At 68.1% G+C, this 24,566-nt stretch carries 22 protein-coding genes and 1 pseudogene; 15 read left to right on the top strand and 8 right to left on the bottom strand.

Translation table 11 applies throughout. The features are described 5' to 3' along the window. Positions 1 to 15: 15 nt before the first annotated feature. The 3 genes from Q8W71_RS04760 to Q8W71_RS04750 all read left to right on the top strand — a co-directional run bounded on the left by Q8W71_RS04760 (position 16) and on the right by Q8W71_RS04750 (position 3,210). Positions 16 to 1,395, top strand: coding sequence for a 2-hydroxycarboxylate transporter family protein (locus tag Q8W71_RS04760; RefSeq protein ID WP_305524185.1), 1,380 nt, complete (start codon positions 16 to 18; stop codon positions 1,393 to 1,395). A gap of 135 nt (positions 1,396 to 1,530) precedes the next feature. Further along, complete coding sequence (locus Q8W71_RS04755) at positions 1,531 to 1,809, top strand: hypothetical protein (protein ID WP_305524184.1); 279 nt, start codon at positions 1,531 to 1,533, stop codon at positions 1,807 to 1,809. Positions 1,810 to 1,971: 162 nt separating this feature from the next. Continuing rightward, positions 1,972 to 3,210, top strand: a complete 1,239-nt coding sequence (locus Q8W71_RS04750) for a methyl-accepting chemotaxis protein (RefSeq protein ID WP_305524183.1) — start codon at positions 1,972 to 1,974, stop codon at positions 3,208 to 3,210. A gap of 27 nt (positions 3,211 to 3,237) precedes the next feature. On the opposite strand, the gene Q8W71_RS32875 is transcribed toward Q8W71_RS04750, so the two are convergent. Together Q8W71_RS32875 and Q8W71_RS04745 are read right to left on the bottom strand one after the other, a co-directional pair. Continuing rightward, a complete protein-coding gene (locus Q8W71_RS32875; RefSeq protein WP_370875337.1) occupies positions 3,238 to 3,786 on the bottom strand; it encodes a helix-turn-helix domain-containing protein in 549 nt (182 codons plus the stop codon). Positions 3,787 to 3,996: 210 nt separating this feature from the next. Then, positions 3,997 to 4,869, bottom strand: a complete 873-nt coding sequence (locus Q8W71_RS04745; RefSeq protein ID WP_305524182.1) for a LysR family transcriptional regulator — start codon at positions 4,867 to 4,869, stop codon at positions 3,997 to 3,999. Positions 4,870 to 4,977: 108 nt separating this feature from the next. Here Q8W71_RS04745 and Q8W71_RS04740 point away from each other — a divergent pair, with 108 nt between their 5' ends. Both Q8W71_RS04740 and Q8W71_RS04735 read left to right on the top strand, forming a co-directional pair. Then, positions 4,978 to 5,139, top strand: a complete 162-nt coding sequence (locus Q8W71_RS04740; RefSeq protein ID WP_305524181.1) for a hypothetical protein — start codon at positions 4,978 to 4,980, stop codon at positions 5,137 to 5,139. 167 nt (positions 5,140 to 5,306) lie between these two features. Beyond that, a complete protein-coding gene (locus tag Q8W71_RS04735) occupies positions 5,307 to 6,197 on the top strand; it encodes a dihydrodipicolinate synthase family protein (protein WP_305524180.1) in 891 nt (296 codons plus the stop codon). 280 nt (positions 6,198 to 6,477) lie between these two features. On the opposite strand, the gene Q8W71_RS04730 is transcribed toward Q8W71_RS04735, so the two are convergent. Beyond that, the gene (locus Q8W71_RS04730) at positions 6,478 to 7,404 is read right to left on the bottom strand and encodes a TetR family transcriptional regulator C-terminal domain-containing protein (RefSeq protein ID WP_305524179.1); all 927 of its coding nucleotides are present in this window, start codon (positions 7,402 to 7,404) and stop codon (positions 6,478 to 6,480) included. A 490-nt stretch (positions 7,405 to 7,894) separates the two neighbouring features. On the opposite strand from Q8W71_RS04730, the gene Q8W71_RS04725 reads away from it, so the two are divergent. The 3 genes and pseudogenes from Q8W71_RS04725 to Q8W71_RS04715 form a co-directional block, all read left to right on the top strand. Beyond that, positions 7,895 to 8,908 (top strand): phosphatase PAP2 family protein, encoded by a 1,014-nt coding sequence (locus tag Q8W71_RS04725; protein WP_305524178.1) that lies wholly within the window; start codon positions 7,895 to 7,897, stop codon positions 8,906 to 8,908. After that, positions 8,905 to 9,996, top strand: coding sequence for an acyltransferase family protein (locus tag Q8W71_RS04720; RefSeq protein WP_305524177.1), 1,092 nt, complete (start codon positions 8,905 to 8,907; stop codon positions 9,994 to 9,996). The genes Q8W71_RS04725 and Q8W71_RS04720 overlap by 4 nt, the downstream gene beginning before the upstream one ends. A gap of 222 nt (positions 9,997 to 10,218) precedes the next feature. Beyond that, positions 10,219 to 10,644 (top strand): annotated as a pseudogene (locus Q8W71_RS04715) (ABC transporter ATP-binding protein); the annotation flags it as partial. Between the two features lie 69 nt (positions 10,645 to 10,713). On the opposite strand, the gene atzF reads toward Q8W71_RS04715, so the two are convergent. From atzF to Q8W71_RS04690, 5 genes are read right to left on the bottom strand one after another with little or no spacing between them, the layout of a single operon-like run. Continuing rightward, on the bottom strand, positions 10,714 to 12,564 hold the full coding sequence (atzF, locus tag Q8W71_RS04710; protein WP_305524176.1) for an allophanate hydrolase: 1,851 nt from the start codon (positions 12,562 to 12,564) through the stop codon (positions 10,714 to 10,716). A gap of 47 nt (positions 12,565 to 12,611) precedes the next feature. After that, the gene (locus tag Q8W71_RS04705) at positions 12,612 to 13,526 is read right to left on the bottom strand and encodes a polysaccharide deacetylase family protein (protein WP_305524175.1); all 915 of its coding nucleotides are present in this window, start codon (positions 13,524 to 13,526) and stop codon (positions 12,612 to 12,614) included. A gap of 13 nt (positions 13,527 to 13,539) precedes the next feature. After that, a complete protein-coding gene (locus Q8W71_RS04700) occupies positions 13,540 to 14,319 on the bottom strand; it encodes an ABC transporter ATP-binding protein (RefSeq protein WP_305524174.1) in 780 nt (259 codons plus the stop codon). 18 nt (positions 14,320 to 14,337) lie between these two features. Beyond that, entirely contained in the window at positions 14,338 to 15,222 is an 885-nt protein-coding gene (locus Q8W71_RS04695) for an ABC transporter permease (RefSeq protein ID WP_305524173.1), read from the bottom strand. Beyond that, on the bottom strand, positions 15,219 to 16,172 hold the full coding sequence (locus Q8W71_RS04690) for an ABC transporter substrate-binding protein (protein ID WP_305524172.1): 954 nt from the start codon (positions 16,170 to 16,172) through the stop codon (positions 15,219 to 15,221). The genes Q8W71_RS04695 and Q8W71_RS04690 overlap by 4 nt, the downstream gene beginning before the upstream one ends. Positions 16,173 to 16,288: 116 nt before the next feature. On the opposite strand from Q8W71_RS04690, the gene Q8W71_RS04685 reads away from it, so the two are divergent. The 7 genes from Q8W71_RS04685 (at position 16,289) to Q8W71_RS04655 (ending at position 24,551) form a co-directional block, all read left to right on the top strand. After that, positions 16,289 to 17,197, top strand: coding sequence for a LysR family transcriptional regulator (locus Q8W71_RS04685; protein ID WP_305524171.1), 909 nt, complete (start codon positions 16,289 to 16,291; stop codon positions 17,195 to 17,197). A 344-nt stretch (positions 17,198 to 17,541) separates the two neighbouring features. After that, positions 17,542 to 18,450, top strand: coding sequence for an amidohydrolase family protein (locus Q8W71_RS04680; protein WP_305524170.1), 909 nt, complete (start codon positions 17,542 to 17,544; stop codon positions 18,448 to 18,450). A 157-nt stretch (positions 18,451 to 18,607) separates the two neighbouring features. Further along, positions 18,608 to 18,886, top strand: coding sequence for a hypothetical protein (locus Q8W71_RS04675; protein WP_305524169.1), 279 nt, complete (start codon positions 18,608 to 18,610; stop codon positions 18,884 to 18,886). Between the two features lie 93 nt (positions 18,887 to 18,979). Continuing rightward, positions 18,980 to 19,396, top strand: coding sequence for a GlcG/HbpS family heme-binding protein (locus Q8W71_RS04670; RefSeq protein WP_305524168.1), 417 nt, complete (start codon positions 18,980 to 18,982; stop codon positions 19,394 to 19,396). Between the two features lie 381 nt (positions 19,397 to 19,777). Beyond that, positions 19,778 to 22,162: a hybrid sensor histidine kinase/response regulator gene (locus Q8W71_RS04665; protein WP_305524167.1), complete on the top strand. Its 2,385-nt coding sequence runs from the start codon at positions 19,778 to 19,780 to the stop codon at positions 22,160 to 22,162. Between the two features lie 630 nt (positions 22,163 to 22,792). Further along, a complete protein-coding gene (locus Q8W71_RS04660; protein ID WP_305524166.1) occupies positions 22,793 to 23,212 on the top strand; it encodes a CopG family transcriptional regulator in 420 nt (139 codons plus the stop codon). Positions 23,213 to 23,288: 76 nt separating this feature from the next. Continuing rightward, entirely contained in the window at positions 23,289 to 24,551 is a 1,263-nt protein-coding gene (locus Q8W71_RS04655) for an extracellular catalytic domain type 1 short-chain-length polyhydroxyalkanoate depolymerase (protein ID WP_305524165.1), read from the top strand. The last annotated feature ends 15 nt before the right edge of the window (positions 24,552 to 24,566 follow it).

Here is a 24,566-nt window from a genome sequence, read left to right as displayed (position 1 = left end):
CCCGGGAGGACGTCGATGACCAGCTCCGCCTCGACGACGGGTGCAACGCCCCCGGACGCCGTCCCCGCCGAGCCGCGGGCGCGCCGCTTCTGGCCCGAGGGCTGGTGGCGCCTGATTGACACCAAGATCGGCATCATCCCGCTGCCGATCTACGTCATCGTCGCCATCCTGATCACCGTCCTCGTCCAGGAGGGCGAGATCAAGCCCGACGGCCCGACGATGATCGCGGTGCTGATCATGGGCGGCTTCACCTGCGCCGAGATCGGCAAGCGGATCCCGATCCTGAAGAACATCGGCGCGGGCGCGATCTTCGCGACCTTCATCCCGTCGGCACTCGTCTACTACAAGCTCGTGCCGCCGCAGATGGAGAAGGCGATCATCGACTTCACCAAGTTCACGAACTTCCTCTACATCTACATCGCCACGATCATCGTCGGCTCGATCCTCGGCATGGACCGCGAGGTGCTGATCAAGGGCTTCCTCAAGATCTTCGCGCCGCTGGCGATCGGCTCGGTGGCGGCGGGCATCGTCGGCACCCTGGTCGGGACCCTGCTCGGGATCGGCGCCTACAAGACCTTCTTCTTCATCGTCGTGCCGATCATGGCCGGCGGCGTCGGCGAGGGCGCGATCCCGCTGTCGATCGGCTACGCGACGATCCTCGGCTCGCAGCAGGGCGTGGTGTTCGCCCAGGTGCTGCCGCCGGTGATGCTGGGCTCGCTCACCGCGATCGTCCTCTCCGGCACCCTGAACTACGTCGGCAAGAAGGTTCCGCACCTCACCGGCAACGGGAAGCTGCAACCCGATTCCGAGGAGATGAAGTCGAGCGACGCGCAGGCCAAGGCCGAGGCCGCCCGCGGCCAGATCGACCCGGCGACCGTCGGCGCGGCGGGGCTGACCGCGATCACGCTCTATCTGCTGGGCGTGATGTGCCACCACATCTTCGGCCTGCCGGCGCCGGTGGCGATGCTGTTCCTGGCCGTGTTCGCCAAGCTCGCCAGCGCCGTCTCGCCCCACCTCCAGGCCGGCGGCTTCGTGGTCTACAAGTTCGTGCAGATCAGCATGACCTACCCGCTGCTGTTCGCGATCGGCGTGGCGCTGACCCCGTGGGCCGAGCTGATGGCCGCGTTCACGCTGGTGAACCTGATCACCATCGTCGCCACGGTCTCGACCCTGATGACGGTGGGCTTCTTCGTCGGGCGCGCCATGGGCATGTACCCGATCGAGACCGCGATCGTGAACGCCTGCCACAGCGGTCAGGGCGGCACCGGCGACGTGGCGATCCTCACCGCCGCCGACCGCATGGCGCTGATGCCCTTCGCCCAGATCGCCACCCGCATCGGCGGCGCGCTGACCGTGACCGGCACGCTGATCGTCATGAAGTGGATCGGCGCCTGAGCGGCGGGGCACCTGCTCCGGTGCCCCAGCCCCTCAGGCCTCGCCGCTACCGGAGGCTCCGAGCCCGCCTCGCTCCCTGATGCGCGATGCAGGACGCGCCGCGCCGCCGGGCAATCGCCCGGACGGAGCCTTCGCATGCGCGTCGTCCGGACCATCGGTGCCGCACCACGGGTCGGCCGCCGCACCACGGGTCAGCCGCCGCACCACGGGTCAGCCGCCGCACCAAGCGTCTCGCCGACCGCCCTCGGCCTCGCCATCACCTGGGCCTTCGTCGAGGCGATGGGCGGAACCTTCACGGCGGCCAAGCGGGACGACCGCGCCGGGGCCCGCGTCACCGTCGCCCTTCGGTCCCGGCCGGTGACGCGCTTTCGAAGGCTGCCTGAATCCGCGTGGCCGGACGCCGGCTTCGGGTGAAGCCGCGCGTTCTCCGCCCTGTCACCGGAGAGGCATCGCGCCCTATTTCAACTGAAAATTGGATCAATCACAAAGACAATCTTTGGTTAAAATATCGTCAACGAAGATTTAAGATGTCGATTTTAGAACTAAACTGACCTTAGCAGTCATCATGAGGTGGTCATGTTCCTTGCAACCCGAAAGAAAAGCGACCGCATCGCCACCGAGTCGGCCGGCACTGTGGACTTCGAAGCCGTGCTCGACGCGCTTCCGGTCAATGTCCTCGTCCTCGATCCGGTCACGGCCACCGTGACCTACGCCAATCGGCACAGCGTGCAGACGCTGCGCGGGCTTCAGGCCTTCCTGCCGTCGACCGTCCGGCCCGACGCCATGGTCGGGACTTCGATGGACGTGTTCCACAAGAATCCGAACCATCAGCGCGGGATCGTCTCCGACCCGTCGCGTCTGCCCTGGCGGACCAAGATCCGGCTCGGGCCCAAGACACTCGACCTGCACGTGTCGGCGGTCCACGCCGCGAGCGGCGCCTACGTGGCTGCCGTACTGTCCTGGGCCGAGGTCACGGCGCTGGCGGACGCGATCACCGCCTTCGACACGACGATCCAGGGGGCCTTCGATCAGTCGGCGCGAGCGACGCAGGGGATGCGCGGAGCGGTGCAGACCGTGCGCGAGAGCACCGACGAGACCTCCACGGCGGCGGCCGGCGCCACATCCGGCGCGGGATCCACGAGCGACAATGTGCAGTCCGTCGCCGCCGCCGTGGAAGAGATGACGGCGGCCAACAACGAGATCTCGCGCCAGATGGCGGAGACCAGCCAAGCCACCCAGCGTGCCGTGGTCGAGGCCGCTCAGGCGCGCACCAGCGTGCAGGCCCTCGCCGACATCTCCCAGAAGATCGGCACCGTCGTCAGCATGATCTCGGCGATCGCCAGCCAGACGAACCTGCTCGCGCTCAACGCGACGATCGAGGCGGCCCGGGCGGGCGCGGCGGGACGCGGCTTCGCGGTGGTCGCCGCCGAGGTCAAGGAACTCGCCAGCCAGACGACCCGGGCGACCGCCGAGATCTCTCAGCACATCGCCGGGGTGCAGGGCGCGACGGCGGGCACGGTCCAGGCGATCGACCGCATCGCCGACGCGATCGGCATGGTCGATCACAGCGCGGCGGCGGTGGCGGCCGCCTCCGAGCAGCAGGGTGCGACCGTCGCGGAGATCGGCCGCAACGCGCGCTCGGCCTCGGACCAGACCGCCGTCGTCGGCCAGAATATCGGTGCGGTTGCGACCTGTGCGCGGCGCGCCTCCGACTCCGCTGAGGATGCGCTCGCGGCCACCGCGCGCCTCGAAGCGCAGATGGAGGCGATCACCGCGGCCGTGGGCGCCTTCATGATCGAAGTCAAGAAGATCTGAGCAGGCTCGCGTCTGCACGCCAACGCTTCACCCACTTGGATCTTTGGCGCGTCGCAGGTTTTCGACGTCGAACCGGCGACCACTTCGGCGAAACCTGCTTGGATGCTCTCCGCCGAGGCGGTTACCGGTTCGGCGAAAGAGCGCGCGTCGGAGCGAGGGCTTATACCGACGGCGGCTTACGCCGACACGTTCGCCCATGTGCGCGCTGTGATGGCGGTGACGGTGTCTGGCGTGGCGATGAGGCAGTTCCACGTCTCGCAGCACGCCTCGACGATGTCCTCGTCGGTTTCGTAGAGGCGATGGGCGAGCGTGTTGCGACGCAGATACTGCCAGATCCTCTCGACCGGATTGAGTTCGGGCGCATACGGCGACCCCTTCCGCGTTGTAGCAGTGCACCCGGTCCCGCAGCGTCTGTCGCGGCATCCCGGTACGCTCGGCCGCCTGCGTGGGCGTGCAGCCCTGTAGACTGGCGGCGATCGCCAGACGGCGCCGGGCTCGGGCAACGGTGCGACCGGAACGCGCCGCCCGGTGCAGATCCGCGGCCGTCCGGTCCGGGCGTGTGATCGCGAGGGGCATCGCATCGCTCCCGCCGCTCAGCAGGACAAAGCCAATCCCGGCAGACCCAGCGCCTCACCTCAAACGAGCCACACCCAGCCGCCTTGGGTATCTGGTGCCAGCCACGTGGGACCGGTGCGCGGGCTGACCATGCTGGACCCGGGCAGCTTGGCCCGCAGAGGACAGTATCTTTATCCTATCGTATCGACAGCATGAGTCGTCAAGCTGCTTTCATGCTACAATCACCGTGTCAGACAGGGATTTGAATAAAGCATCAACGAGCGCTCTTTTGGCGCCTTGGCGATACAAAATTCCTATATCACGCATGAAACAGGTTTTGCTTACAATAATCTTGCGGATTGGCCTTTGATCGTTGGTGTAGAACCCATAATCAGGCAGGAGTGAAATTCCAAGGCCCTGGGACACCAACATGACGATGGTTTCCTGCGCGTCCATCTCGAACAGTTCCACAGGCGATATGCCAACGTGATCCAAAAAATCTGTCACGATCGTTCCTGTCGCCGAATTTCTGTCCATTCGGATCAAGGGTTTGGATGAGAAATAGTCTGTAACATTCTCGAAATCGATATCATGCGGGCTGATCAATGTGAGCGGCTCGCGCCGAACGAGGTGCCATCCGACGCCCTTAGTCAATAGAAGTCGCGGCTTGACCGTGATGGCGCAATCGATCTCGTTCAGTTCCAGCATGCGCTGAAGGTGCGAAGATGTGCCGGGCACAATATTGATGGCGATTTCGGGATAATGCTCTGCCATCATTCGCAATCCAGACGGGACGATTGAGATCAGCGCCGTAGAAATCGATCCGATTCGCAAGCTGCCGCGTAGCTGATTGAGCTGCACGACCTGCTTGAGATCGGACACCCGAGCCAGAATATCTCTCCCCGCACCTACGACTGCGAATCCCTCGCTCGTGAGCGCCACGGATCGCCCCTGTCGTTGGATCAGGCGCACCCCAAGCTCCCGCTCCAGGGCCCGGATCTGCTCCGTCACCGCGGCATTCGACAGGTTCAGCGCTCGAGCTGCGGCGGCCAGCGATCCCGTGTCGGCGACGGCGCAGAGCGTCGCTAGAAAGCGCGTGTTCAAACGTCGGATTTCCCTTCATCTGAAGAAGGAAAAGCGCGGGTTTTCCTAAATTCGCAAGTCGGTAAGTTGCCCCTGCAAACCCACAGAGCGGAAATCATGCATCTTACGATGGTCGCTCAGAGTGCCTGCCGGGTCGCGCTGATCAATTCGATCGGGAATCTCGGCGGGTTCATTGGCCCCTACGTGGTCGGCTGGATCCGGCAGGAGACGCACAGCTTCGAGGCCGGCTTTCCTACTTCGGTGGTCTCGCGCTCGTCGCCGCGGTGGTGACGCGGATCGTCGTGAACGCCCGCTTCGGCGAAGCCCGCAGGATCGCGGCGCAAATCCGAGCCGCATGAGACCCGATGCTCAGTGAGGCCGGCCTTGGCGATCCTTGCGCAAGGGCCGACCCGTCCAGCCGACCCGAAGCTCCAAACCCGTAGAGAGAGAGCGAGACCATGACGATGTTGTCAGGTGTGATCGCCGCCGCGACGACACCCATCGACGCGCGCGGGGAGATCGACCCGGATCGGCTGGTCGGGCATTGCGGATGGCTCCTCGAAACCGGAGGCTGCGACGCGGTCAACCTGTTGGGGACGACCGGCGAGGCGACCTCCTTCTCGGTGCGGCAACGGCTGGCCGCGATGACGACGATCTCGCAGTCCGGCTTGCCGATGGATCGCTTCATGGTCGGGACGGGCGCGGCCGCCATCGCCGACGCGATCGCCCTGACCCAGGCGGCCGACGATCTGGGTTTCGCTGGCGCGCTCCTGGTTCCGCCCTTCTACTACAAGGGGGTGGGGGAGGGCGCGTTGATCGGCTACGTCCAACGGATCATCGACGCGGTCCGACCCGGCAAGGCAGGGCTCTACCTGTACCATATCCCGCAATTCTCCGGCGTCCCTTACCCCATCGATGCCGTGGAACGCTTGGCGGACGGGAACCCGGACATCCTGCGGGGGGTGAAGGACTCGTCCGGCGACCTGTCCTACGCCAGGGAACTGGCGCGCCGCGTTCCCAAGATCGCGGTGTTCCCCTCGTCCGAAGGCACCCTGGCGTCCGCGGACGAGCACGGATTTGCCGGGTGCATCTCCGCGACGACCAACGTGAACGGCGCACTGGCGCAGGTGGCGTGGCGGTCGCGGGGGACGGCGGCGGGCCGCGAGGCCGGCGCCGAGGCCCTGGCCGTCCGCGAGACCCTCTCGAAGTTTCCCCTGGTCCCCGCGGTGAAGTGGGCCGTTTCGACCATTCATCATGACCCGGTCTGGAAGCAGCCGCAGCCACCGCTGGTCTCCCTCACGCCCGATCAGGGGAGCGATCTGGAACGTGCTCTGTCGGCGTTGAAGTAGTCGTATCGCTCGTGGTCAAAGACGCGTCTGCTATGTTCGATCGCGGCGCGTGATGCCCTGAGTCGGCAGAGATCCCACGGGCTGCCAGCGTCCACGACGTCCAGTGCTTCGGCCACGCCGCCCTCCAGGGTCATCTTCCAGATCCTGAATGCGGTCGTCGCCGCGGACCGTCACCCCCTTAGAGCCGTTCCCGATCGCGTTGCAATCGTGCTCGACTCCAAGTCCTTGTTTTGACGCGCTCTCTTTCGCCGAACCGGTATCCACTTCGGCGGAGAGCGCTCTAATCGCCTTCTGGTGCTGATCGAGTCTCGACCCTAGCGCCGGTCATGGGCGAGGGCAGCCCAAGCGAGTTCAGCACCAGGCGCGTGAGGGTCGAACGGGCGGCCTCAAAATCCTGCGCTGCGAGCGGCTTGCGATCGAGGATCAACTCCATCTGTGCCGAGAAGTCGGCATATGATTGGGTGGATGCCCAGATGATGAAGAACAGGTGCTCGGCGTTGATCCTGTCGTCGTCCCGCGAGCCCAGCAAACGCTCAAGCGTGGCTATGTCTGCACGAAGGGCGGGGACGATCTTGGATTTCAGCTCGTTCCCGTAATTTCGCGCGCCGCCAATGATCTCGAGCGCAAAGACCCTGGACCCCTGCGGACGGCGCCGGGAAAACTCCAGCTTGGCCTCGATGTACCTTGAAATCGCCTCCTCGGGTCGACTGGACGTCGCGGCGAAATCAATCATACAGCCAAGCCAGTCCTCAAGCACATCGTCGAGAACGGTCCTGTATAAATCGATCTTGTTTGGGTAATAGTAGAGTAGATTTTGCTTCGATATCCCGGCCGCCGCGGCGATCACCGCTACGGAGCTTCCGCCGAAGCCGTTCATCGCGAACGTCTCCTCTGCCGCGGCGAGGATTCTCCTCTCGAGGTCGTCCCTGAGTTGGGCCCGACGCCCGACGAACGGCCCGGCGGCCACGGAGGCACTATCCTTCGACGTGAGTTCACGGGCGCGGATCGAGTCAGGATCGCCGCCCGCGGTCGCTCGGTCACCTGGCTTCGGCTCATGCATCATCGGCGCGTCCTGGCGCACCGATCCGAGCGCGCCACACTGGGTTTGAACGATCGGGTCGTGGGGACGACGTCTGGCGCCCCAAGTCAACCTCGGCGGTGATCGGGCCGCATCGCGGGTTCCGCCGGTCGCGATCTCGTGCACCATCACGTCTCTGTTGTCGGGTAGAGTTTGCGGAGCTTGATGCGGGCATCGATGGTGGTGAAGCGCCAGTGAGGACCGGTGCCTGCGGTGTTGCGGCGCTGCTGCCAAGCGGCGACGTGACGGGCCGAGGTGTCTTTTCGGGCGATGCGCTCGGGTAAGTCGCGGCGCAGCAGGTGACACTCCCATACACCTTAACGTTCAGTCGCGGCGGCAGAGACATGTCCCCCTTCCGCCACGATCTTCCGCGTGAAGCGTTGTCCGTAGCGGCCTTTTCTAAATTAAAAGTGCAGCATAGATCTGATTACGGCCGCGGCAATGGCCTGTTGCGGGATAAATATTAAACACATGCGCCATTAACAGATCAAATTATATTATAACATCAAGAAAATACCCAGGATTGTACATCGGTAATGTTGCAATTATAGGTTTATAGTTCTATTTTACCTCAAAATTAAGACTTGCAGCCTAACAGTACCTCAGGAGGCGCCAGAACATGGCGAGGATCGAGGTGCGGTCAGCAGCGCGGGCGTATTACGGTCATCTATCGCCATTTTTGTTTAGCCTATGCTTTGCCGGTGCACTTCTCGTCGAAGGAATGTCATTCCTGTTCGGGTTCAAGACCCAGGCCCTGAGACCGGCATCGGTTCTGGCGCTGATCGTCCTGTGTCTCACCCTCAGATTGCCAACCTTCCTCAGGCGGAGACCATGGTTGGTCGTGCCAGTCGAGACCTTCGTGGCCGTGGTCGTGATCCTCGACATCACCTTGATCCTACCCTGGCAAGCTCAAGCGTTTGCGCTGCCTCTGGTCGATGATTTGATCCGGACCTTGGACTTGGCGGTGGGTTTCGATCATGTCGCCTGGATGGCTTGGCTCAATCGCCGGCCGGATATCGTGCAGGTTTTTACAATATGCTATAAAAGCATGATACCGCAGACTATTGTGATCATCGTTTTATGTCTCGTGACTGGCCGAGTTCGACGCCTTGACAGCTACCTCTGCGCCTTCGTCCTCGCCATCTTCCTGACCTCGGCCGTAAGCATCCTGCTGCCGACCCGCGGCATCGTCGCTATCCTCGACCCAGCGCTTCGCGGCACCGTGGCGTGGCCCTTCGCGGCGACGGATGTCGCGACCTACGATGCTCTTCGATCGGGCGCGCTGCGTGACCTGTTCGGCGTGCCGACCCTCGGCATCGTCTCGTTCCCGAGCTTCCATGCCGCATCGGCTGTGCTGGGAGCGTGGGCGTTCTGGCTCTGGCCGGCGACGCGTTACCCTGCCCTCGCCCTGAACCTCACGATGGCTGTCGCCAGCATCGGTTGCGGCGCCCACTATCTGATGGACATTCTGGTCGGCTTCTGCATCGCCATCGGCTCGATCGGACTGGCCGTGTACGGGTCGGACCTGAGCTATACTGCTTTCTCCAAATTGGCACGTCGCCTCTTCACCCGCGGCGCGTTTGACGGTTGGGTGCGGATGGGGGGCGGCGGCGCATCGAGAGCGAGGACATGAACGATCGTGCCTCGGCATGTCCGCTCATGACCAGCCGTGGGCGAAATCCTATCTCCGCATCGCCCATCGACTCGATCGCCGCCCGGAACCAAGCGCTGGATGCCCTGCGTGGACTGGCCGCCTTGGTCGTCGTGCTACACCACTTCTGCTGGAGCTACGAGGTCCGCGTCGGCCCACACAACACTGACCTGCCAAGCTTGGTCCACGGTCACTTCGCGGTCGAACTCTTTTTCATCCTCAGCGGGTTCGTGATTGCACCCGTGCTGGAGCGCGCGAGGTCGCCTACCACTTTCGCACTCCAGCGCGCGGCGCGACTCTACCCCACTTTTCTCGTCTGCTCGGCCCTGACCCTCGTCGTCCTCGCCGTAGATAACCGCCTCTTCCTTGCACCCCTTCACGTGCTCGGCGGGCTGACCATGCTCGGCCGGATGTTACAGATGGCGCCGATCGATGCGCCGCACTGGTCTTTGAGCTACGAAGTGCTTTTCTATTTGCTAGCGGCCTTCGTGCTCAGGCGCGCACCGGAAAGAGCCTGCGCGATCTGGCTCGCGGCCATCTTCCTAGGAACACTCGTCCTGCCTGATTGGGCTCTGCGGTTCGCGATACTGCTTCAACTGCCATACGCCGTCCTGTTCATCATTGGCATGATGCTGTCGCGGTTGGTGATGGGACGGCTAGGGCTTCTGGGATTCGGTACGCTGGCCACGGCGCTCGGACTGACCGGCCTTGGGCCGGTCGTCGACTTGGGCGGCCTTGGAAGCGCGGGTTACGTCGTGTTGATCCTAAGCTTCTCCGGGATCGTTTGGGGAGCGGGCAAAGGATATCTGCGTTGGATCGCGTGTCGGCCCTTGGTTTTCCTTGGAGCGATCTCATATCCACTTTATCTGTCGCACTACAGCATTGGGCATGTCATTATCCGGTGTCTTGAAGCGGAAAACTGGTCCGCTCTTTCAGCGACCGCAGCCGCGCTCATGATGGTCGTCATCATTGCCACGATTATCCATTACGCTGTCGAGGTTCCGGCTCAGTTCGCCATCCGGCGTATCTGGGCGACCCACATCTGCCGCAGAGCGCAAGCGACAGCATAGACATCTCCCCAAGCTATGCTCATCTGATCTCAGAGTCTTTAGTGGAATATTATTCGTTCTGGATCATCGGATCGTTCTGCGGTGAATCTGGATGCTTTCGGTGGGATTCAGGGGGCCGCCCGTTACCGCCTCGCTCGCGAAGCCTACGTAGCCGAGCCCCGTCTTGGACGGTTTCGACCGGCACGCGGTCTCTGGCACCGGCATGGACCGCCAGAGCCCCCATGCCGCCCGCAGGTGCTGCTCGCCGCCGAGCCGACGACCGCGCTCGACGTCACGGTGCAGATCCCGGTTCTACGGCTGCTTCGCGAAATGCAGCGCGACCTCGGGCTCACGATCGTCATCGTCACGCACGACCTCGGCGCGTCGGTCGAGGACCGCATCGCTGTGATGTAGGCCGGCAAGATCGTCGAGACCGGCACGGCGCGTCAGGTGGTGCTCGATCCGCACCATCCCGACACGATCGGCCCGCTGCGCAGCCGCGCCGAGGCGCACTGCTTCCTGGCGGAGGATCGCTGCCACGCCGAGCGGCCGTCGACAGGTGAGATCGTAACCGGCCATCGGGCCGCGCGCTGGCGGCTCGATGCAGCGGCGGCCGCCCATCGCGCCGGGCCGATGCCGGTGCGCGCGGTGGAAGCGCAGCCGGCCTGACGGGCTGCGACGGCGCGTCCGGAGCGTGCTGCCTTTCGCGGAGACGGCGGCACGCTCCAGGATATCGCTTCACGCTGCCGCGCGCGCGGCGAGGTAGCGACGCCAGCCACCGAACCGCGTGATGTCCGCGGCGCCGTCGATGCCGGCGGCTTCGACGAGGAAGCCCTTCGGGCGTGTGCCGTCCGCCAGAACGAGGGTTCCGATCCCCAGAGGTGCCGGGATTCCGGCCACGAACGCACCGAAGCCGGCTGCCGGCAGCGCCCACACCTCCGCCTCGATAGCCGCGCCGGTGCCGGCGGCGACACGCAGGAGGCCCGGCCGCTGCGGCGGCCCGCCGGACAGGGCGTAGAGCCGGTAGTCGCCTCCGGTCTCGGCGGCGCGGATGAAGCGGGCGCCGCGCTCGGTCAGTTCCCGGTTGAGGGGCAGGCCGGAGAGATGCGCGCCGACGACCGCCAGTTCGATCTCGTCCGGCCGAGCTCGTGCAGGCGCCGCTTCCGCCGCGGGTACGGGGGTCGTGCCCGCGCCGATGCCGGGGGCGGCCGCAGCCTGCAGGCGCGCGCCGAGCACCGCAAGCAATCCGTCACCGCCGCGCGGCGCGAGCAGGGTGATTCCGGCCGGGAGGCCGTCGGACCGGAAGCGGCCCGGCACGGCCAGCGCACACCAGTCGAGCAGGTTGACGAAGTTCGTGTACGTGCCGAGTTCGCTGTTCGGCCCGATCGGGTCGGCCTCCAGGTCGGCACAGGTTCGCGGGCGCGGATAGGTCGGCACGGCGATGACATCGACCCGATCCCAGACCCTGTCCGTTGCGCGCCGGAGCTCCGCGAGGCGGTAGAGGCCCGCGAAGGCGTCCGCCGCGCCGTGACGTTCGGCGGAGGCGATGACCGCCCGCGTGATCGGGTGCAGGATGTCGGGCCGCGTCTCCATCACGGCGCGGATCGCCGCGTAGCGCTCGGCGACCCACGGTCCGTCGTAGAGCAGGGCCGCCGTCGCGAACATCGGCGCGAGATCGACGGGCTCGGTCAGGCCGGCAAGCCCTTCGAGGTCGGCGAGCGTGGCATCGAAAGCCGCCTCCGACAGGATGTCTCCTCCAAAACGGCGGCTGTTGGTGTCCGGAACCCCGAGGCGCAGTCCGGGCGGCAGGCCGGCGGGGGCGGATGCGACGGGCAGCGCACGCGACCAGGGATCGGCCGGATCGTAGTCGGCCATGACGCGGAAGGCCGCGTCGGCGTCGGCCACGGTGCCGGCGAAGACCGAGAGCGTGTCGAGCGTCCGGCAAGCCGGCAGCATGCCGCGGCTCGACACCGCCCCGAGCGAGGGCTTCAGGCCGACCACGTTGTTGAGCCCGGCCGGCACCCGCCCCGAGCCCGCGGTGTCGGTCCCGACCGCGAAGGAGACGATGCCGTGGGCGACCGCGACCGCCGAGCCGCTGCTGGAGCCGCCGGGCACGATGGCCGGATCGATCGCGTTGCGGGGCGCCGGATGGGGGGTGCGCAGGCCGACCAGCCCGGTGGCGAACTGATCGAGATTGGTCTTGCCGATCAGGATCGCGCCGGCGGCGAGCAAGCGCGCGACCGCGGGCGCCGTCTCGGACGGCATGTAGGCGAAGTCCGGACAGGCGGCGGTGGTCGGCAGGCCCGCGACATCGACGTTGTCCTTGACCGCGAAGGGCACGCCCCAGAGCGGCCTGCCCGCGGGATCGAAGGCCCCCAGCGCGGCGGCCGCGGCCAGCGCTTCGGCCTCCGGCACCAGGGTGATGAAGATCCCGGGATCGTCGATTGCGGCGAGGCGCCGGTAGACCGCGGCCACGGTCGCGCGCGGATCGTGCCCGCCGGCATAGGCCGCGTGCAGGGCGGGGATCGTCGGGAATGGCGGCACGGCGGCTCCTCGCTCGGGGGCTTGCGGCGCGCAGATCGCGCGCATGGATCGTCCCGGCATCCCCGTCCCGGCCGGGACCGGTCGGTCCGGTCTCAGGAATCGTCACCCGTGCCGAGATACCAGTCGAGGATCTCGGCGCCCTGCATGAAGGCCACGTCCGTCCGCGCGATCAGCGCGTCGAGGAGCCGTTCGAGCAGGCCGATGCGGTGGGGCACGCCGGTGATGTAGGGGTGGATGGCAAAGCCCATCACCTTGGCGCCGCCGAGCGGTCCGTCGCCCGCCGACTCCTGCGAGAGACGGTCGAGGTTGGCCAGCGCCCGTTCCACGAACTCGTCGGCCCGATGGTGCTGGATGGCGAGCAGGGGGATGTCGTTCAGCTCCACCGAGTAGGGGAGGGCCACGAGCGGGCCGGAGCGCGTGGCGACCCGGCAGGGCCGGTCGTCGACGACGAAGTCGCCGACATACGCGATGCCGGCCGCACGCAGGTGGTCGGGCGTGTCCAGCGTCTCCGTGAGGCCGGGCCCGAGCCAGCCGCGCGGAGGGGCCCCCGTAAAGCGCGCGACCGCCTCGACGGCGCGGGCGATCATCTCCGCCTCGTCGGCGACGCGGTGGGTCGGCACCTGATGGAAGCCGTGGGCCATGAACTCCCAGCCGGCGTCCCGCGCGGCCTGCGCGACCCGCGGGTAGGCGGTGCAGACCGAGCCGTTGATCGACAGGGTCGGGCGGATGCCGCGGGAGGCGAAGGCGTCGAGGAAGCGCCAGAAGCCGACCCGCATCCCGTACTCGTGCCACGCCCAGTTCGCCAGGTCCGGCAGCAGGCTCGCCGCGGTCGGCGGAACCAGGATCTGGCGCGGCATCGGGTGATCGATCAGCCAGTGCTCGACATTGACCACCGGCCACACGGCCACGCTCTTGCCCCCGGGCAGGACGAGGCGGGGGCGGTCGATCGCCGCCCGGTAGGCGAGCCGGTTCTCGGGCCGGCGCGGATCGTCGGGGGCTGTCTCCATCGCGCCGCCTCCCTCACGCGGCCTTGGGCGCATGGTGGCTGTGGAGCTGGGCCGCCAGCATCCGGCGCAGGTCGTTGAAGGCGGGGCTCGACACATCGCGGCGGCGCGGCAGGTCGATGGCGTGGACCGCCTCGATGCGGCCGGGGCCCGGCGACATCATCACCACGCGGTCGGCCAGGAAGATCGCCTCCTCGATGGCGTGGGTGACGAACAGGACGGTCAGCCCCGTGCGGGCCCAGAGGTCGAGCAACTCGTCCTGGAGGCGCTCGCGGGTCATGGCGTCGAGCGCGCCGAAGGGCTCGTCCATCAGCACCACCTCGGCCTCGTTGGCGAGCACGCGGGCGATGGCGACGCGCTGCTTCATGCCGCCCGAGAGCTGGTGAGGGTAGGCGTCGGCGAATTTCTGAAGGCCGACGAGGTCGATGTAGCGCGCGGCCGTCTCGCGCACCTCGGCGGCAGGCCGCCCGCGCGACTTCGGACCGAAGCCGATGTTGTCGCGGACCGACAGCCAGGGAAACAGGCCGTAATCCTGGAAGACCATGCCGCGGCTGGGGCCCGGCCCCGGGATCGGCTTGCCCCACATCAGCGCCGCGCCCGAACTCGGCGCCTCGAAGCCGGCGGCGATGCGCAGCAGGGTCGACTTCCCGCAGCCCGAGGCGCCGAGCAGGCAGACGAACTCGCCGCGCGCCACGGTGAGGCTCGCTCCGCGCAGAGCCTCGGTGATGCGGCCTTGCGCGGCGTAGGTCTTCGAGACCGCGCGCAGGTCGAGGATCGGGATCGTCGGCTCAGCCATCGTCGTCAGCTCTCCTCGTCAACCGTGGGACGGGCTCCAGGCGAGGAGTCGGCGGCCGAGCATCATGACGAGCCAGTCGGAGACGAAGCCTGCCACCCCGATCACGGCCATGCCGCAGATCACGATCTCCGTGCGCGAGAGCTGGCGCGCCTCCATGATGATGGCGCCGAGCCCGGTCTGAACGCCGGTCATCTCGCCGACCACGATCACCACCCAGGCGAAGCCGAGGCCGAGCCGGAGGCCGGTGAAGATCGACGGCAGCGCCGCGGGCAGGACCACTCGGACGAACTGCGCCGGCCCGGTGCAGCCGAGCATGGACGCCGCCTCGAACAGGCGCGGCTCGACCGAGCGCACCCCGAACACGGTGTTGACGAGGATCGGGTAGAACGCCCCCAGAAACACGAGGAAGAGGGCCGATCGCGGCCCCAGCCCGAACAGGATCATGGCGAGCGGCAGCCACGCCGTCACCGGGATCGGCCGCAGGATCTGCAGCAGCGGATCGAGGAGCGCCCGCACCAGAGGTACGCGCCCGATCAGCAGGCCGAGTGGCAGCGCCGCCGCGGCGGCGAGCGCGAAGCCGCCGTAGACGCGGCCCAAGGAGGCCGAGAGATGCGTCCAGAGCGTGCCGCTGAAGGCGTCGTCGTTGATGCCGCCGACCGCGAGGTCGCGCAGTTCCTGCCAGACTTCGGCGGGCGGAGGAATCAGGCTGTAGGGCCGTCCCGCGGTGGCGAATTGCCAGACCAGGCCGAGGGCGGCCGGCACCAGGAGGGCCAGCACCGGGCCGCGCAGGCGGTCGAGGCCGTGGCCGCCGCGCCGCGCCGCAGACGCGTCGGACGAGGACGTGCCGGAGACGGGCGCCGGCACGGCCGCCGGCAGGGCGCCCGCCTCGATCCCCGCGCTCACGCGCCCCTCATCGCATCGACGAAGCGGGTGTCGATGAAGCCGGGCTCGGGCAAGCGCTTGATCTGCTTGAGCACGAGCATGTGCTCGGCATAGGCCCTGGCCTGCTGAACCTCCGTCGGTCCGAGCTTCCAGGTCAGCTCGACGTTGGGGGCCGAGAGTTCCAGCGCCTCGCGCTTCTGGCCGAGCTTGGCCACCGCCATGGCGATCATCGCCTCGCGGTTCCCGGCCGCGAAATCCGAGGCCTTGCGGTGGATCTCCAGCATGGTCCGCACCACGTCCGGGCGCTCGGCCAGGGTGTCGCGGTGGGCACCGAACACCATGTTCAGCGCGCCCATCTCGGTGCCGTAGGGATATTCGACGAGCTGGCCGACGCCCGAGGCGAGGCTGACGCCGGGGCCGGGCTCGGCGCCGACATAGGCGTCCACGTCCCCCCGCGCGAGCGCGATGTGCATCTCGGAGAAGGAGACCCGGACCGGCGTGATGTCCTTCACGGACAGCCCCTCCATGCGCATCCGCTCCAGGACGAAGACCTCCTGGGTGCTGCCTGGCCAGATCGCGACCCGCTTGCCGCGCAGGTCCTTGATGGCGCGGATGTCGGAATCCTTCTTCGCGATCACGGCCATGCCGCGATTGCAGGTGGAGGCGATGACCGCGATCGGCTCGCCGGCCGCGGCGCCGAGCGTCGCCGCCGCGATGCCGAAGGTGCCGAAATCGACCGACTTCGTGACGACCGCGTTCTTGCACTCCGTCGGGCTCTCGAAGGGCACCACCTCCACCCGCACGCCCTCGGGCGTGAACCGCTCGTAGAAGCTCGGCGCGATCGAGTGGATCAGCTTGAGCGATCCCATCCGGATCGTGACGGGCGCGCCTTGCGCCCGCACGGCGCGGCCCGGGAGCGGCGCGAGGAGGCCGGCCCCGAGACCAGCGAGAAGGGTGCGGCGACGGATCATCGGAGGGCTCCTGCAAGTCCCGATGCGCCGGACGTTATCGATCCCCTCTGTTGCGGACGAGTGCTCGTTTTCGAGGTGGCCGTTGCGTTTCGGGCAACAGAGCTTAGGATCGCGGCGTGAAGCATCTGCGCAGCCTGAGCTACGTCGCCGAGGTCGCCCGATCCGGCTCGATCCGGCGCGCGGCGGAACGGCTGAACATCACCCCGTCCGCGCTGACGCGGCAGATCCAGGACATCGAGTACGAGCTCGGAACGCCGATCTTCGAGCGGCTCGCCCACGGCATGCGGCTCAACGCGGCGGGTGAGCTCCTGGTCCGACACATCCGCGACCAAGCGGCCGACCTCGACCGGGTGCGCTCGCAGATCGCCGACCTGTCCGGTGTGCGGCGCGGCCACGTCGCGCTCGCTTGCAGCCAAGCCTTCGTCACGCAGATGGTGCCGGAGGAGGTGGAGGCCTATCGCGCGCGGTTCCCCCAGGTCGGCTTCACGGTCCAGGTCCGCGACCACGTCCAGGCGGTCGCGGCGCTTGCCGCCTTCGAGGCGGATCTCGCCCTGGTCCTTCAACCGCCGCCCTCGGCGGAGCTTCACCCGCTCTACTCGGGTCAGCAGACGCTGTGCGCTCTCATGCGCGTCGGCCATCCGTTGGCGATGGACACGGGGCCGGTCCGTCTGCGCGACTGCCTCGTCCACGCTTTGGCCCTGCCCGACCGCTCGCTCGCCATCCGCCATCACATCGATCACGCCCTCGCCCGCCGGGGCGTCGAACTGCACTCGACGGTCGAATCGGGGTCGCTCGAATTCCTGCGCAACCTCGTCCTGCGGGAGGATGTGGTCAGCCTTCAGATTCCGATCGGCATCCCCGACGATCCGCGCCTGCATAGCCGTCCGATCGATACCCGCGACCTCGCGCCGATGACGATGATCGTCGCCCAGTTGCGCGGACGGCTCCTCTCCGTCGCCGCAGCCAAGTTCGCCGATCAGCTCGTGGCGCGCCTGAATCGGCAGGCTCTCTCGGAGCTCGGTTGAGGCGATAGGCGGAGGCCGGATCGTCGCGGACGTGAGGATCGGTTGAGGCCGGCGCTCGCTTCACGCATCAGGCGCTGGACGCCTCGGAGAGGATCGGAAGAGCGCATTGGGAGGGGAAATCAGAATTTCCCGATGGAGGGAACGCATCGTCACCCCTTGTCGTCCCGCTGTACCCGGTGCCGTGCCGCCGCCGTGGTCGACCGCGCGTGCCCATCGGCCGCCGTGACGCGGATCGGCGTCTTTCGTTCAGCGCGGGGCTGGACCAGTTGCGAAGGGCGCTGGGATGGGGTGGGTTCAGCAGCGCGGCTCGCGAGCCGAGCCCACCGCATTGGACAACCCTCCCGATGTCGAACAATCCCCCTGACGCATCGCACGCCTCGACGTTGCAGCCCGACGGGGCATCACCCAAGCCCGCCCCGCATCTGCCGAGCTTCGCACTGCCGGCCGGTGCGTGCGATTCCCACTGCCATATCTACGGACCGTTCGACCGTTACCCGCTGCCCGCAGACCGAACCGTCACACCGGACGAAGCCCCCGAGACAGCGCTCCACCGCCTGCACGACCGGCTCGGCTTCGCCCGCGCCGTGATCGTCCAGAGCCAGGGATACGGCTTCGATCACCGCCTGATGCTCGACACCCTGGCCGCCGGGCATGGTCGCTACCGCGGCGTGGCCCTGGTTCGACCGGATACCGCGCCGGCCGATGTCGCCCGCCACGCTGCGGCCGGCGTGTGCGGTGCGCGCTTCGACGTCATGGCCCCGCTCGACAGGCGGCCGTCCGATGCGGCGATCCGCGACGCGGTCCGTCTGATCCAGCCGCACGGCTGGCACGCGCAGATCCATGTGGGTGGGACCCGGCTCGTCGAGACCGAAGGATTCATCCGTGCACTGGAGGTGCCGGTCGTCATCGACCACATGGCGCGCCACGACATCGCCGAAGGGCCGGATGGTCCGGCCGCCAGCGCGATGAAGCGGCTCCTCGATACCGGCAGGGTGTGGTTGAAGCTGAGCGGACCGGAGCGAATCTCCAAGACCGGCGCCCCCTTCCAAGACGTGGTCCCTCTCGCGGCCGGGCTTGCGCGACACGCGCCCGAGCGCGTCCTGTGGGGCAGTGACTGGCCGCATGTGAACCTGCACGGACCGATGCCCGACGACGGCGATCTGATCGACTTCATCGCTGCGGCCGTTCCCGACCCGGAGGCGCGCCGGCTCCTGCTGGTCGACAACCCGGCCCGCTGCTTCGGCTTCGTCTAGGCAGAGGCTCCATCGCCGCCCACCTTGCTCCCAGCCGCCGCGCCGTTCCCGGGCAGCCTCTTCGTCCGCCACGGCCGCGACGGCTGTGGGGGACGAATTGCTCGTCCGGCAACTCGGCCACCTCGACACCCGCCCCTGCGACCGCCATCTTGGACGCATGAAGACCGTCGCTTGCCTCGCCCTCATCGTCGGAACAGCCGGTGCCGCGGCCGCACAGGGCTACGGGGCCCGAGGCCCTTACTCGAACGGCGGCGCGATCATCGTGGACCAGAACGGCGGCTACCACGGGAACGCGAACAGCAACCCCTATGACCCGAACAGCGTGAGCAACCCCTACGGGCGGTACGGCAACCGCTACTCGCCCGACAGCATCAACAACCCCTATGGGGCAGGCAATCCGTACAACGGGAGCCAGTACCGCGTGCTGGGACGGTAGAACCGTGCCCGGGCACCCCGGCCGGACCGTCGCCCCGAACTGAGGAGCCCGCTCCCCCGGGGGTGCACACGACCGTCATCCAACGGTGGACCCATGCATCGGCGGACCTGCCTCGACGCCTCAGACGTGCGCCTCCTCATGGCCGCGGGACGCGCGGAAGCCGAACGACGCGGCCTTCCGGTCGCGTTGGCGGTGGTCGACGAGGCGGGCGTTCTGCTCGCGCTCGAACGCCTCGACCGCGCGCGGCTGCACACCCCGGAGGCGGCCTGGCTGAAGGCGCGGACGGCCGCGATTACGCGCACGTCGACCCAGGATCTCCAGGACGCGATACAGGCGAACGCGGCGCTCCTCGCCTTCCCCGGGCGCCTGCCGTTGACGGGCGGCGTGCCGCTGCGGGTCGGCGAGGAGATCGTGGGTGGCGTCGGTTCATCGGGTGGCGAGCCCGAGGACGACCTGGCCGTGTGCCACGCCGTGCGCGCAGCGCTCGGCCGGCTGCCCCTGGCTGGCTGAGCGACGGTGCGTGCGGCCGGGCGGATGGCACCTCGTCGGTGGCCCTGCCGCGTCTGGCTTGCTGGCTCTCGTGTCACGCCGCCGCTGCGCCTCCGCCTGTGCCCAGAGGGCCAAGATGGTGGAGCCCGACAGCAGGGCGATGGTACGTGCCTCCTAGTCGGCGGGGCGGATCGTGAGACGCTGTCTGATGCGAGGCCTGATCTCCTCGCCGCGCGATCCCTGTCTCTCGTCGCGATTCCCCCCCCGACTCGCCGAAACCGGACGCGGCCTGACGGAGGCCGGAGCGGGATCCGGTTACACACCGGCCACAGCAGCGGTCTCGCAATGCTCGTCGTAACCTTCTCGTGAGATGAAGGTCGCCTGCTGAGCCTGGACGCTGACATGCGGCTGCGCACCCTCCTCGCCCTCGTCTTCGCCGCAAGCGCGGCGGTCCCGACGCTCGTCGGCACGTTGGCCGTGTCCCACTTCGTCGCCGCGCGTGCCCAGATCCGCGCCGAGGCGCGGGTGGCCGACCTCGCCGACCACCTGCGCCAGATCATCGACGCCAACATCGCCGAGCGCCTCGGCGACATGACGGTGCTCGCCTCGGTCGCACGGACGACGGCGATGACGCCGGAATCCCGCCGCGCTTGGGTCAATGCTCTGCGCCAAACCTATCCAGCCTACGCCTGGATCGGCTTCACCGATCGCGATGGCCGCGTCGTCGCCAGCACGGACGGCCTGCTGGAGGGCCAGAGCGTCGCGGCACGACCGTGGTTTCGCGGCGGCCTCGATCGACCCGCCGTGGTCGACGTGCACGAAGCCGCTCTGCTCGCGCAGAAGCTGCCCGCGCTTCCCTACGGCGAGCCGAAGCGCTTCGTCGATGTCGCCGTCCCGTTGCGCGACGCGACCGGGGCGACGACCGGCGTCGTTGGCGGTCATCTCAGTGTTCAGTGGATGCGCGAGATGAGCCGCGCGGCCATCGCGTCGGCACTGGCGCGCGATCCCAGCGTCGAGGCGCTGATCCTGGCCAGCGACGGCACCGTCGTCCTCGGGCCCGGTGACCGGCAGGGCGAGCGCCTTCACGCCGACCTGCCCTCGCTCTCCGCTCTGGCGGGCGGTGCCGAGGAGGCCACCGCCCGCGGTGCGTGGCCGGACGGCCGCGACTCCGTCACCGGGGCGAGCCGCGCGCGTGCCTCGGTCGAACGGCCGACGCTGCCGTGGACGGTGATCGTCCGTCAGCCGGTCGAGGTCGCCCTGGCGCCGGCCCAGGCCATCATCCTACGGCTCGCGCTCGGGGGTGCGGCCTTTGCCCTGCTGTTCGCGCTGCTGGGCTGGTGGGCAGCCGAGCGCCTCGCCGCCCCACTCCGCGCCCTGGCGAGCGCGGCCGATGACATCGGCGACCGGCCCATCGAGGCGCATCTGCCCGCGCCGCGCGGCTACGTCGAGATCGCCGCGCTGACCGGCGCGCTGTCCGGGCTGCTGGCACGTCTGGGCGAGCGGGACCGGGCGCTGGCGGAGGCGAACGTCGACCTGGAGCGGCGGGTGTCGGAACGGACCGTGGAACTCGCCGAGGCGCGCGACCGGGCGGAGGCGGCTCAAGCGAAGGCCGAGGCGGGCGAGCGCGCCAAGAGCGCGTTCCTGGCCACGATGAGCCACGAGGTCCGCACGCCGCTCAACGCCATCAAGGGCTTCGGCGATCTGCTCGGCGAGGATGGGAGCCTTACGCCGGGCCAGCGGCGCTGCGTCCATCAGATGCAGGTGGGGTGCGACGTTCTATCGGGCGTCGTCAACGACATCCTCGACTACGCGCGCGTCGAAGCCGGAGGCGTCGTCCTGGAGGCCGCGCCGTTCGCGCCGCGCGCCTTCGTCGAGGAGACGGTGGGGCTGGTCCGTGGCTTGGCCGAGCGGAAGGGCCTCGATCTGCGGGTCGAGGTCGCGGAGCCGGACGAGCGTCGCGTACTCGGGGACGTGACGCGGCTGCGGCAGGTCCTGCTCAATCTCGTCAACAACGCCGTGAAGTTCACCCCGCGGGGCTCCGTCACCGTCGCGCTCACGCTGACGCCGACGGCGGACGGCATGACCATGCGCGTGGCGGTGCGCGACACCGGCATCGGCATCTCCGCCGACGCGCAGGCCCGGCTGTTCGAGCGCTTCGTCCAGGCCGACAGCAGCACCACGCGGCGGTTCGGCGGCACGGGCCTGGGTCTGGCCATCGCCAAGGGGCTGGTCGAGGCGATGGGCGGCACGATCGGGCTGGAGAGCCGAGAGGGCGCCGGCTCCACCTTCTGGTTCAGCGTGAGCCTTCCTCTCGCGGAGGCGGATGCCCCCGCCACCGCGGCTTCGACCGCCGCGCCGCCGAGCGGTTCGGCCCGTCCGCAGGCCGCACGGCGGACGCACTTGCTGCTCGTCGAGGACGGCGAGATGAACCGCGAGGTCGCGCAGGCGATCTTGGAGCACATGGGCTACCGCGTCGATCTGGCGTGCGACGGCCAGGAAGCTGTGCGCATGGTCCAGGGCTGCGCCTACGATCTCGTGCTGATGGACGTCGAGATGCCGGTGATGGACGGCATGACGGCGACGCGGCGCATCCGCACCCTCGACGGTCCGGTGCGGCACATACCGATCGTGGCGATGACGGCGCACATCCTGCCCGAGCAGGTGGCAGCGCTGCGCGCGGCGGGCGTGGACGACCATGTCGGCAAGCCCTTCGATCGAAAGCACCTGCATGCTGCAATCGAACGGCACCTCGCTTCTGCGGCGCGGCAGAACACGGCAGCGGCGTAGGTGTGCGCTAAGCAGGTTTCGCCGAAGTGGTTGGCGGTTCGGCGTCGAAAACCTGCGATCCACCAAGAATCCAAGCAGGTTCGTGGTGGCGTGCCCACGGTACACGACGCGGCGAGCGGAGGGGCGTTTCCGACCCTGTCCCTCATCCTGAGGTGCCCGCACAGCGGGCCTCGAAGGAGACCTCCAGGGATCGCGCGGCTGGCTGGAGGGCTCCTTCGAGGCCCCTTGCCGAGGCAAGGGGCACCTCAGGATGAGGGGATTGGTAGGATCGGCCGACGTAAACTCCAATCTGTCGTGTACCGTGTGGCGTGCCAACGCGAACCTGCTTAGGCCTCGGGACGCGGTAGGTCCGCCCCGTTCTCGGTCGGCGTGCCGTCGCAGCCATCGACGGTGAGCCTGCCGCACCTTGCCTTGACCCGGGTGTGCGAGGCGCGGCTCGGTTCCTCTCCAGCGGACAGCCGTTCCGCAAGATCACACCACAGCCCCAGGGCGAAGGGCTTGCAGGGCCGTCGCACCGGACTGTTGCGGCTGCCGGGACTGAGGGCTTCACGCCTGCCGACTGACAGCCCTTGAACGCGACCTGCTCATAACCATCTCCTCACCATCCAGTTGGATGGCGAGAGGATGGTCATGGCGGATAACGTCCATCAGTTGCGGCCCAAGCTGCCCGACAGCGAGAAGATTACCCTCAACCTCGGGTTCGTGGACCTCGGCCATATCGACCTGATGGTCCGCGACGGCTTCTACGCCAACCGGGCCGACTTCATCCGCACCGCCGTGCGCAATCAGATCGAGCGTCAGGGCGATGCGGTGAAGCAGTCCGTCGCCCGCAAGCAGCTCAACCTCGGTTTGGCCCACTACACCCGGCAAACCCTCGAAGCTGCCCGGGACGCCGGCACGCCGCTGCACATCCAGGTGCTCGGACTGGCCAGCATCGCACTCGACGTGACGCCCGAACTCGCGCGCGCCTCGATCGCTTCGGTCGAAGTGCTGGGTGCCTTCCAAGCCAGTCCCGCGGTCAAGGCGGCGCTCGCCGACCGCACCGCCTGACGCACCCACTGAACACGCTTTTGCGGAGAAGGCCGGGCATCCCGCGCCGTCCGTCTCGCGCCCAGGATCATCCCAGATGACCCATTTCCCGAAGATGGACTTCTCGAAGTTCGCCATGCCGAAGGTCGACCCGGCCCGCACCGCTCAGGTGATGGCGGCGATGGCCAAGCTCCAGAAGCGCCAGGCCGCGGCCTACGCCAAGTGGGCCGACGCGAGGCGCACGACGATGCACGAGACCTCTGCCACCGCCGAGGATGGTGTCATCGACATGGTCGCGCCCTCGACACCCGGTGGGTCTTGGACGGCGCCGGGCCCCTCCAGCGGAAGGCCCGAGCCATCCGCCTTCACCGGCTCCCAAGGCGACATCGCGGGAGACGTGATGCGCACGATCCGGGAGTCGCTGGCTAGAGCCGGTCTCGGTGAGGGCACCGGTGGGATCCCCTGTGCCCCTGTGCCTGCGCCGACGCCGATCCCGGATGGGGCGCGCTTCGAGGAGCGCACGTACAGCGATGCGGTTGGCAGCCGGCGCTACAAGGTCTACGTCCCGAGCGGCTACGCCGGGCAGGCGCTGCCCGTGGTCGTGATGCTGCACGGCTGCACCCAGGATCCGGACGACTTCGCGCGCGGCACGCGGATGAACGAGGTCGCGGAGGAGCAGACCTTCCTGGTGGCGTATCCGGAGCAGCCGCGGTCGGCCAACATGCAGCGCTGCTGGAACTGGTACGAGCCCGGCGACCAGCGGCGTGAGGGTGGCGAGCCGGCGCTGATCGCCGGCATCGCCCGTCAAGTCGTGGCGGAGTTCTCGGCCGATGCGAGCCGGGTCTACGCAGCGGGTCTGTCGGCAGGCGGGGCCGCCGCGGCGATCCTGGCGACCACGCACCCCGACGTGTTCGCGGCGGTGGGGGTGCATTCCGGACTGGCCTGCGGCTCGGCCCGCGACGTGCCATCGGCCTTCGCGGCCATGAAGGGCGGCGGCACGGCCGGTTCGGGTGGGACGCAGCACCGCGTTCCGCTCATCGTGTTCCACGGCGACGGCGACCGCACGGTGCATGCGGCCAACGGGTATGAGGTCGCCGCCCAGGGGCTGTCCGGTCCGGGCCTGACGGAGACTTTTGTCGAGGATCGGACGCCGGACGGCGTCGCCTACACCCGCACGGTCCGCAGAGACGCATCCGGGCGGGCGGTTCTGGAGCATTGGGTGCTGCGCGGCGGCGGCCATGCTTGGTCGGGCGGCAGCTCGGCCGGCTCGTTCACCGACGCGCGGGGACCGGATGCCAGCCGCGAGATGGCGCGCTTCTTCCTCGCTCATGCGAACGCCGCGGATTCGGTCCTGCCTTGATCAGCACGCGGGGGG

The organism is Methylobacterium amylolyticum (assembly GCF_030700245.1).
Taxonomy (GTDB): domain Bacteria; phylum Pseudomonadota; class Alphaproteobacteria; order Rhizobiales; family Beijerinckiaceae; genus Methylobacterium.
The sequence above is the reverse complement of the archived record's forward strand: the minus strand, read 5'-3'. Positions and strand labels throughout refer to the sequence as shown.

What these genes read in the sequence shown, in the direction of transcription:
- atzF (WP_305524176.1), bottom strand. Translation starts at nt 12,564, where the DNA reads ATGCGCGCGATCTGCGCGCCGCAAGCCCCCGAGCGAGGAGCCGCCGTG.
- Q8W71_RS04680 (WP_305524170.1), top strand. Translation starts at nt 17,542, where the DNA reads ATGTCGAACAATCCCCCTGACGCATCGCACGCCTCGACGTTGCAGCCC.
- Q8W71_RS04730 (WP_305524179.1), bottom strand. Translation starts at nt 7,404, where the DNA reads ATGGTGCACGAGATCGCGACCGGCGGAACCCGCGATGCGGCCCGATCA.
- Q8W71_RS04755 (WP_305524184.1), top strand. Translation starts at nt 1,531, where the DNA reads ATGCGCGTCGTCCGGACCATCGGTGCCGCACCACGGGTCGGCCGCCGC.
- Q8W71_RS04720 (WP_305524177.1), top strand. Translation starts at nt 8,905, where the DNA reads ATGAACGATCGTGCCTCGGCATGTCCGCTCATGACCAGCCGTGGGCGA.
- Q8W71_RS32875 (WP_370875337.1), bottom strand. Translation starts at nt 3,786, where the DNA reads ATGCCCCTCGCGATCACACGCCCGGACCGGACGGCCGCGGATCTGCAC.
- Q8W71_RS04690 (WP_305524172.1), bottom strand. Translation starts at nt 16,172, where the DNA reads ATGATCCGTCGCCGCACCCTTCTCGCTGGTCTCGGGGCCGGCCTCCTC.
- Q8W71_RS04675 (WP_305524169.1), top strand. Translation starts at nt 18,608, where the DNA reads ATGAAGACCGTCGCTTGCCTCGCCCTCATCGTCGGAACAGCCGGTGCC.
- Q8W71_RS04760 (WP_305524185.1), top strand. Translation starts at nt 16, where the DNA reads ATGACCAGCTCCGCCTCGACGACGGGTGCAACGCCCCCGGACGCCGTC.
- Q8W71_RS04740 (WP_305524181.1), top strand. Translation starts at nt 4,978, where the DNA reads ATGGTCGCTCAGAGTGCCTGCCGGGTCGCGCTGATCAATTCGATCGGG.
- Q8W71_RS04700 (WP_305524174.1), bottom strand. Translation starts at nt 14,319, where the DNA reads ATGGCTGAGCCGACGATCCCGATCCTCGACCTGCGCGCGGTCTCGAAG.
- Q8W71_RS04660 (WP_305524166.1), top strand. Translation starts at nt 22,793, where the DNA reads ATGGCGGATAACGTCCATCAGTTGCGGCCCAAGCTGCCCGACAGCGAG.
- Q8W71_RS04725 (WP_305524178.1), top strand. Translation starts at nt 7,895, where the DNA reads ATGGCGAGGATCGAGGTGCGGTCAGCAGCGCGGGCGTATTACGGTCAT.
- Q8W71_RS04750 (WP_305524183.1), top strand. Translation starts at nt 1,972, where the DNA reads ATGTTCCTTGCAACCCGAAAGAAAAGCGACCGCATCGCCACCGAGTCG.
- Q8W71_RS04655 (WP_305524165.1), top strand. Translation starts at nt 23,289, where the DNA reads ATGACCCATTTCCCGAAGATGGACTTCTCGAAGTTCGCCATGCCGAAG.
- Q8W71_RS04665 (WP_305524167.1), top strand. Translation starts at nt 19,778, where the DNA reads ATGCGGCTGCGCACCCTCCTCGCCCTCGTCTTCGCCGCAAGCGCGGCG.
- Q8W71_RS04670 (WP_305524168.1), top strand. Translation starts at nt 18,980, where the DNA reads ATGCATCGGCGGACCTGCCTCGACGCCTCAGACGTGCGCCTCCTCATG.
- Q8W71_RS04735 (WP_305524180.1), top strand. Translation starts at nt 5,307, where the DNA reads ATGACGATGTTGTCAGGTGTGATCGCCGCCGCGACGACACCCATCGAC.
- Q8W71_RS04705 (WP_305524175.1), bottom strand. Translation starts at nt 13,526, where the DNA reads ATGGAGACAGCCCCCGACGATCCGCGCCGGCCCGAGAACCGGCTCGCC.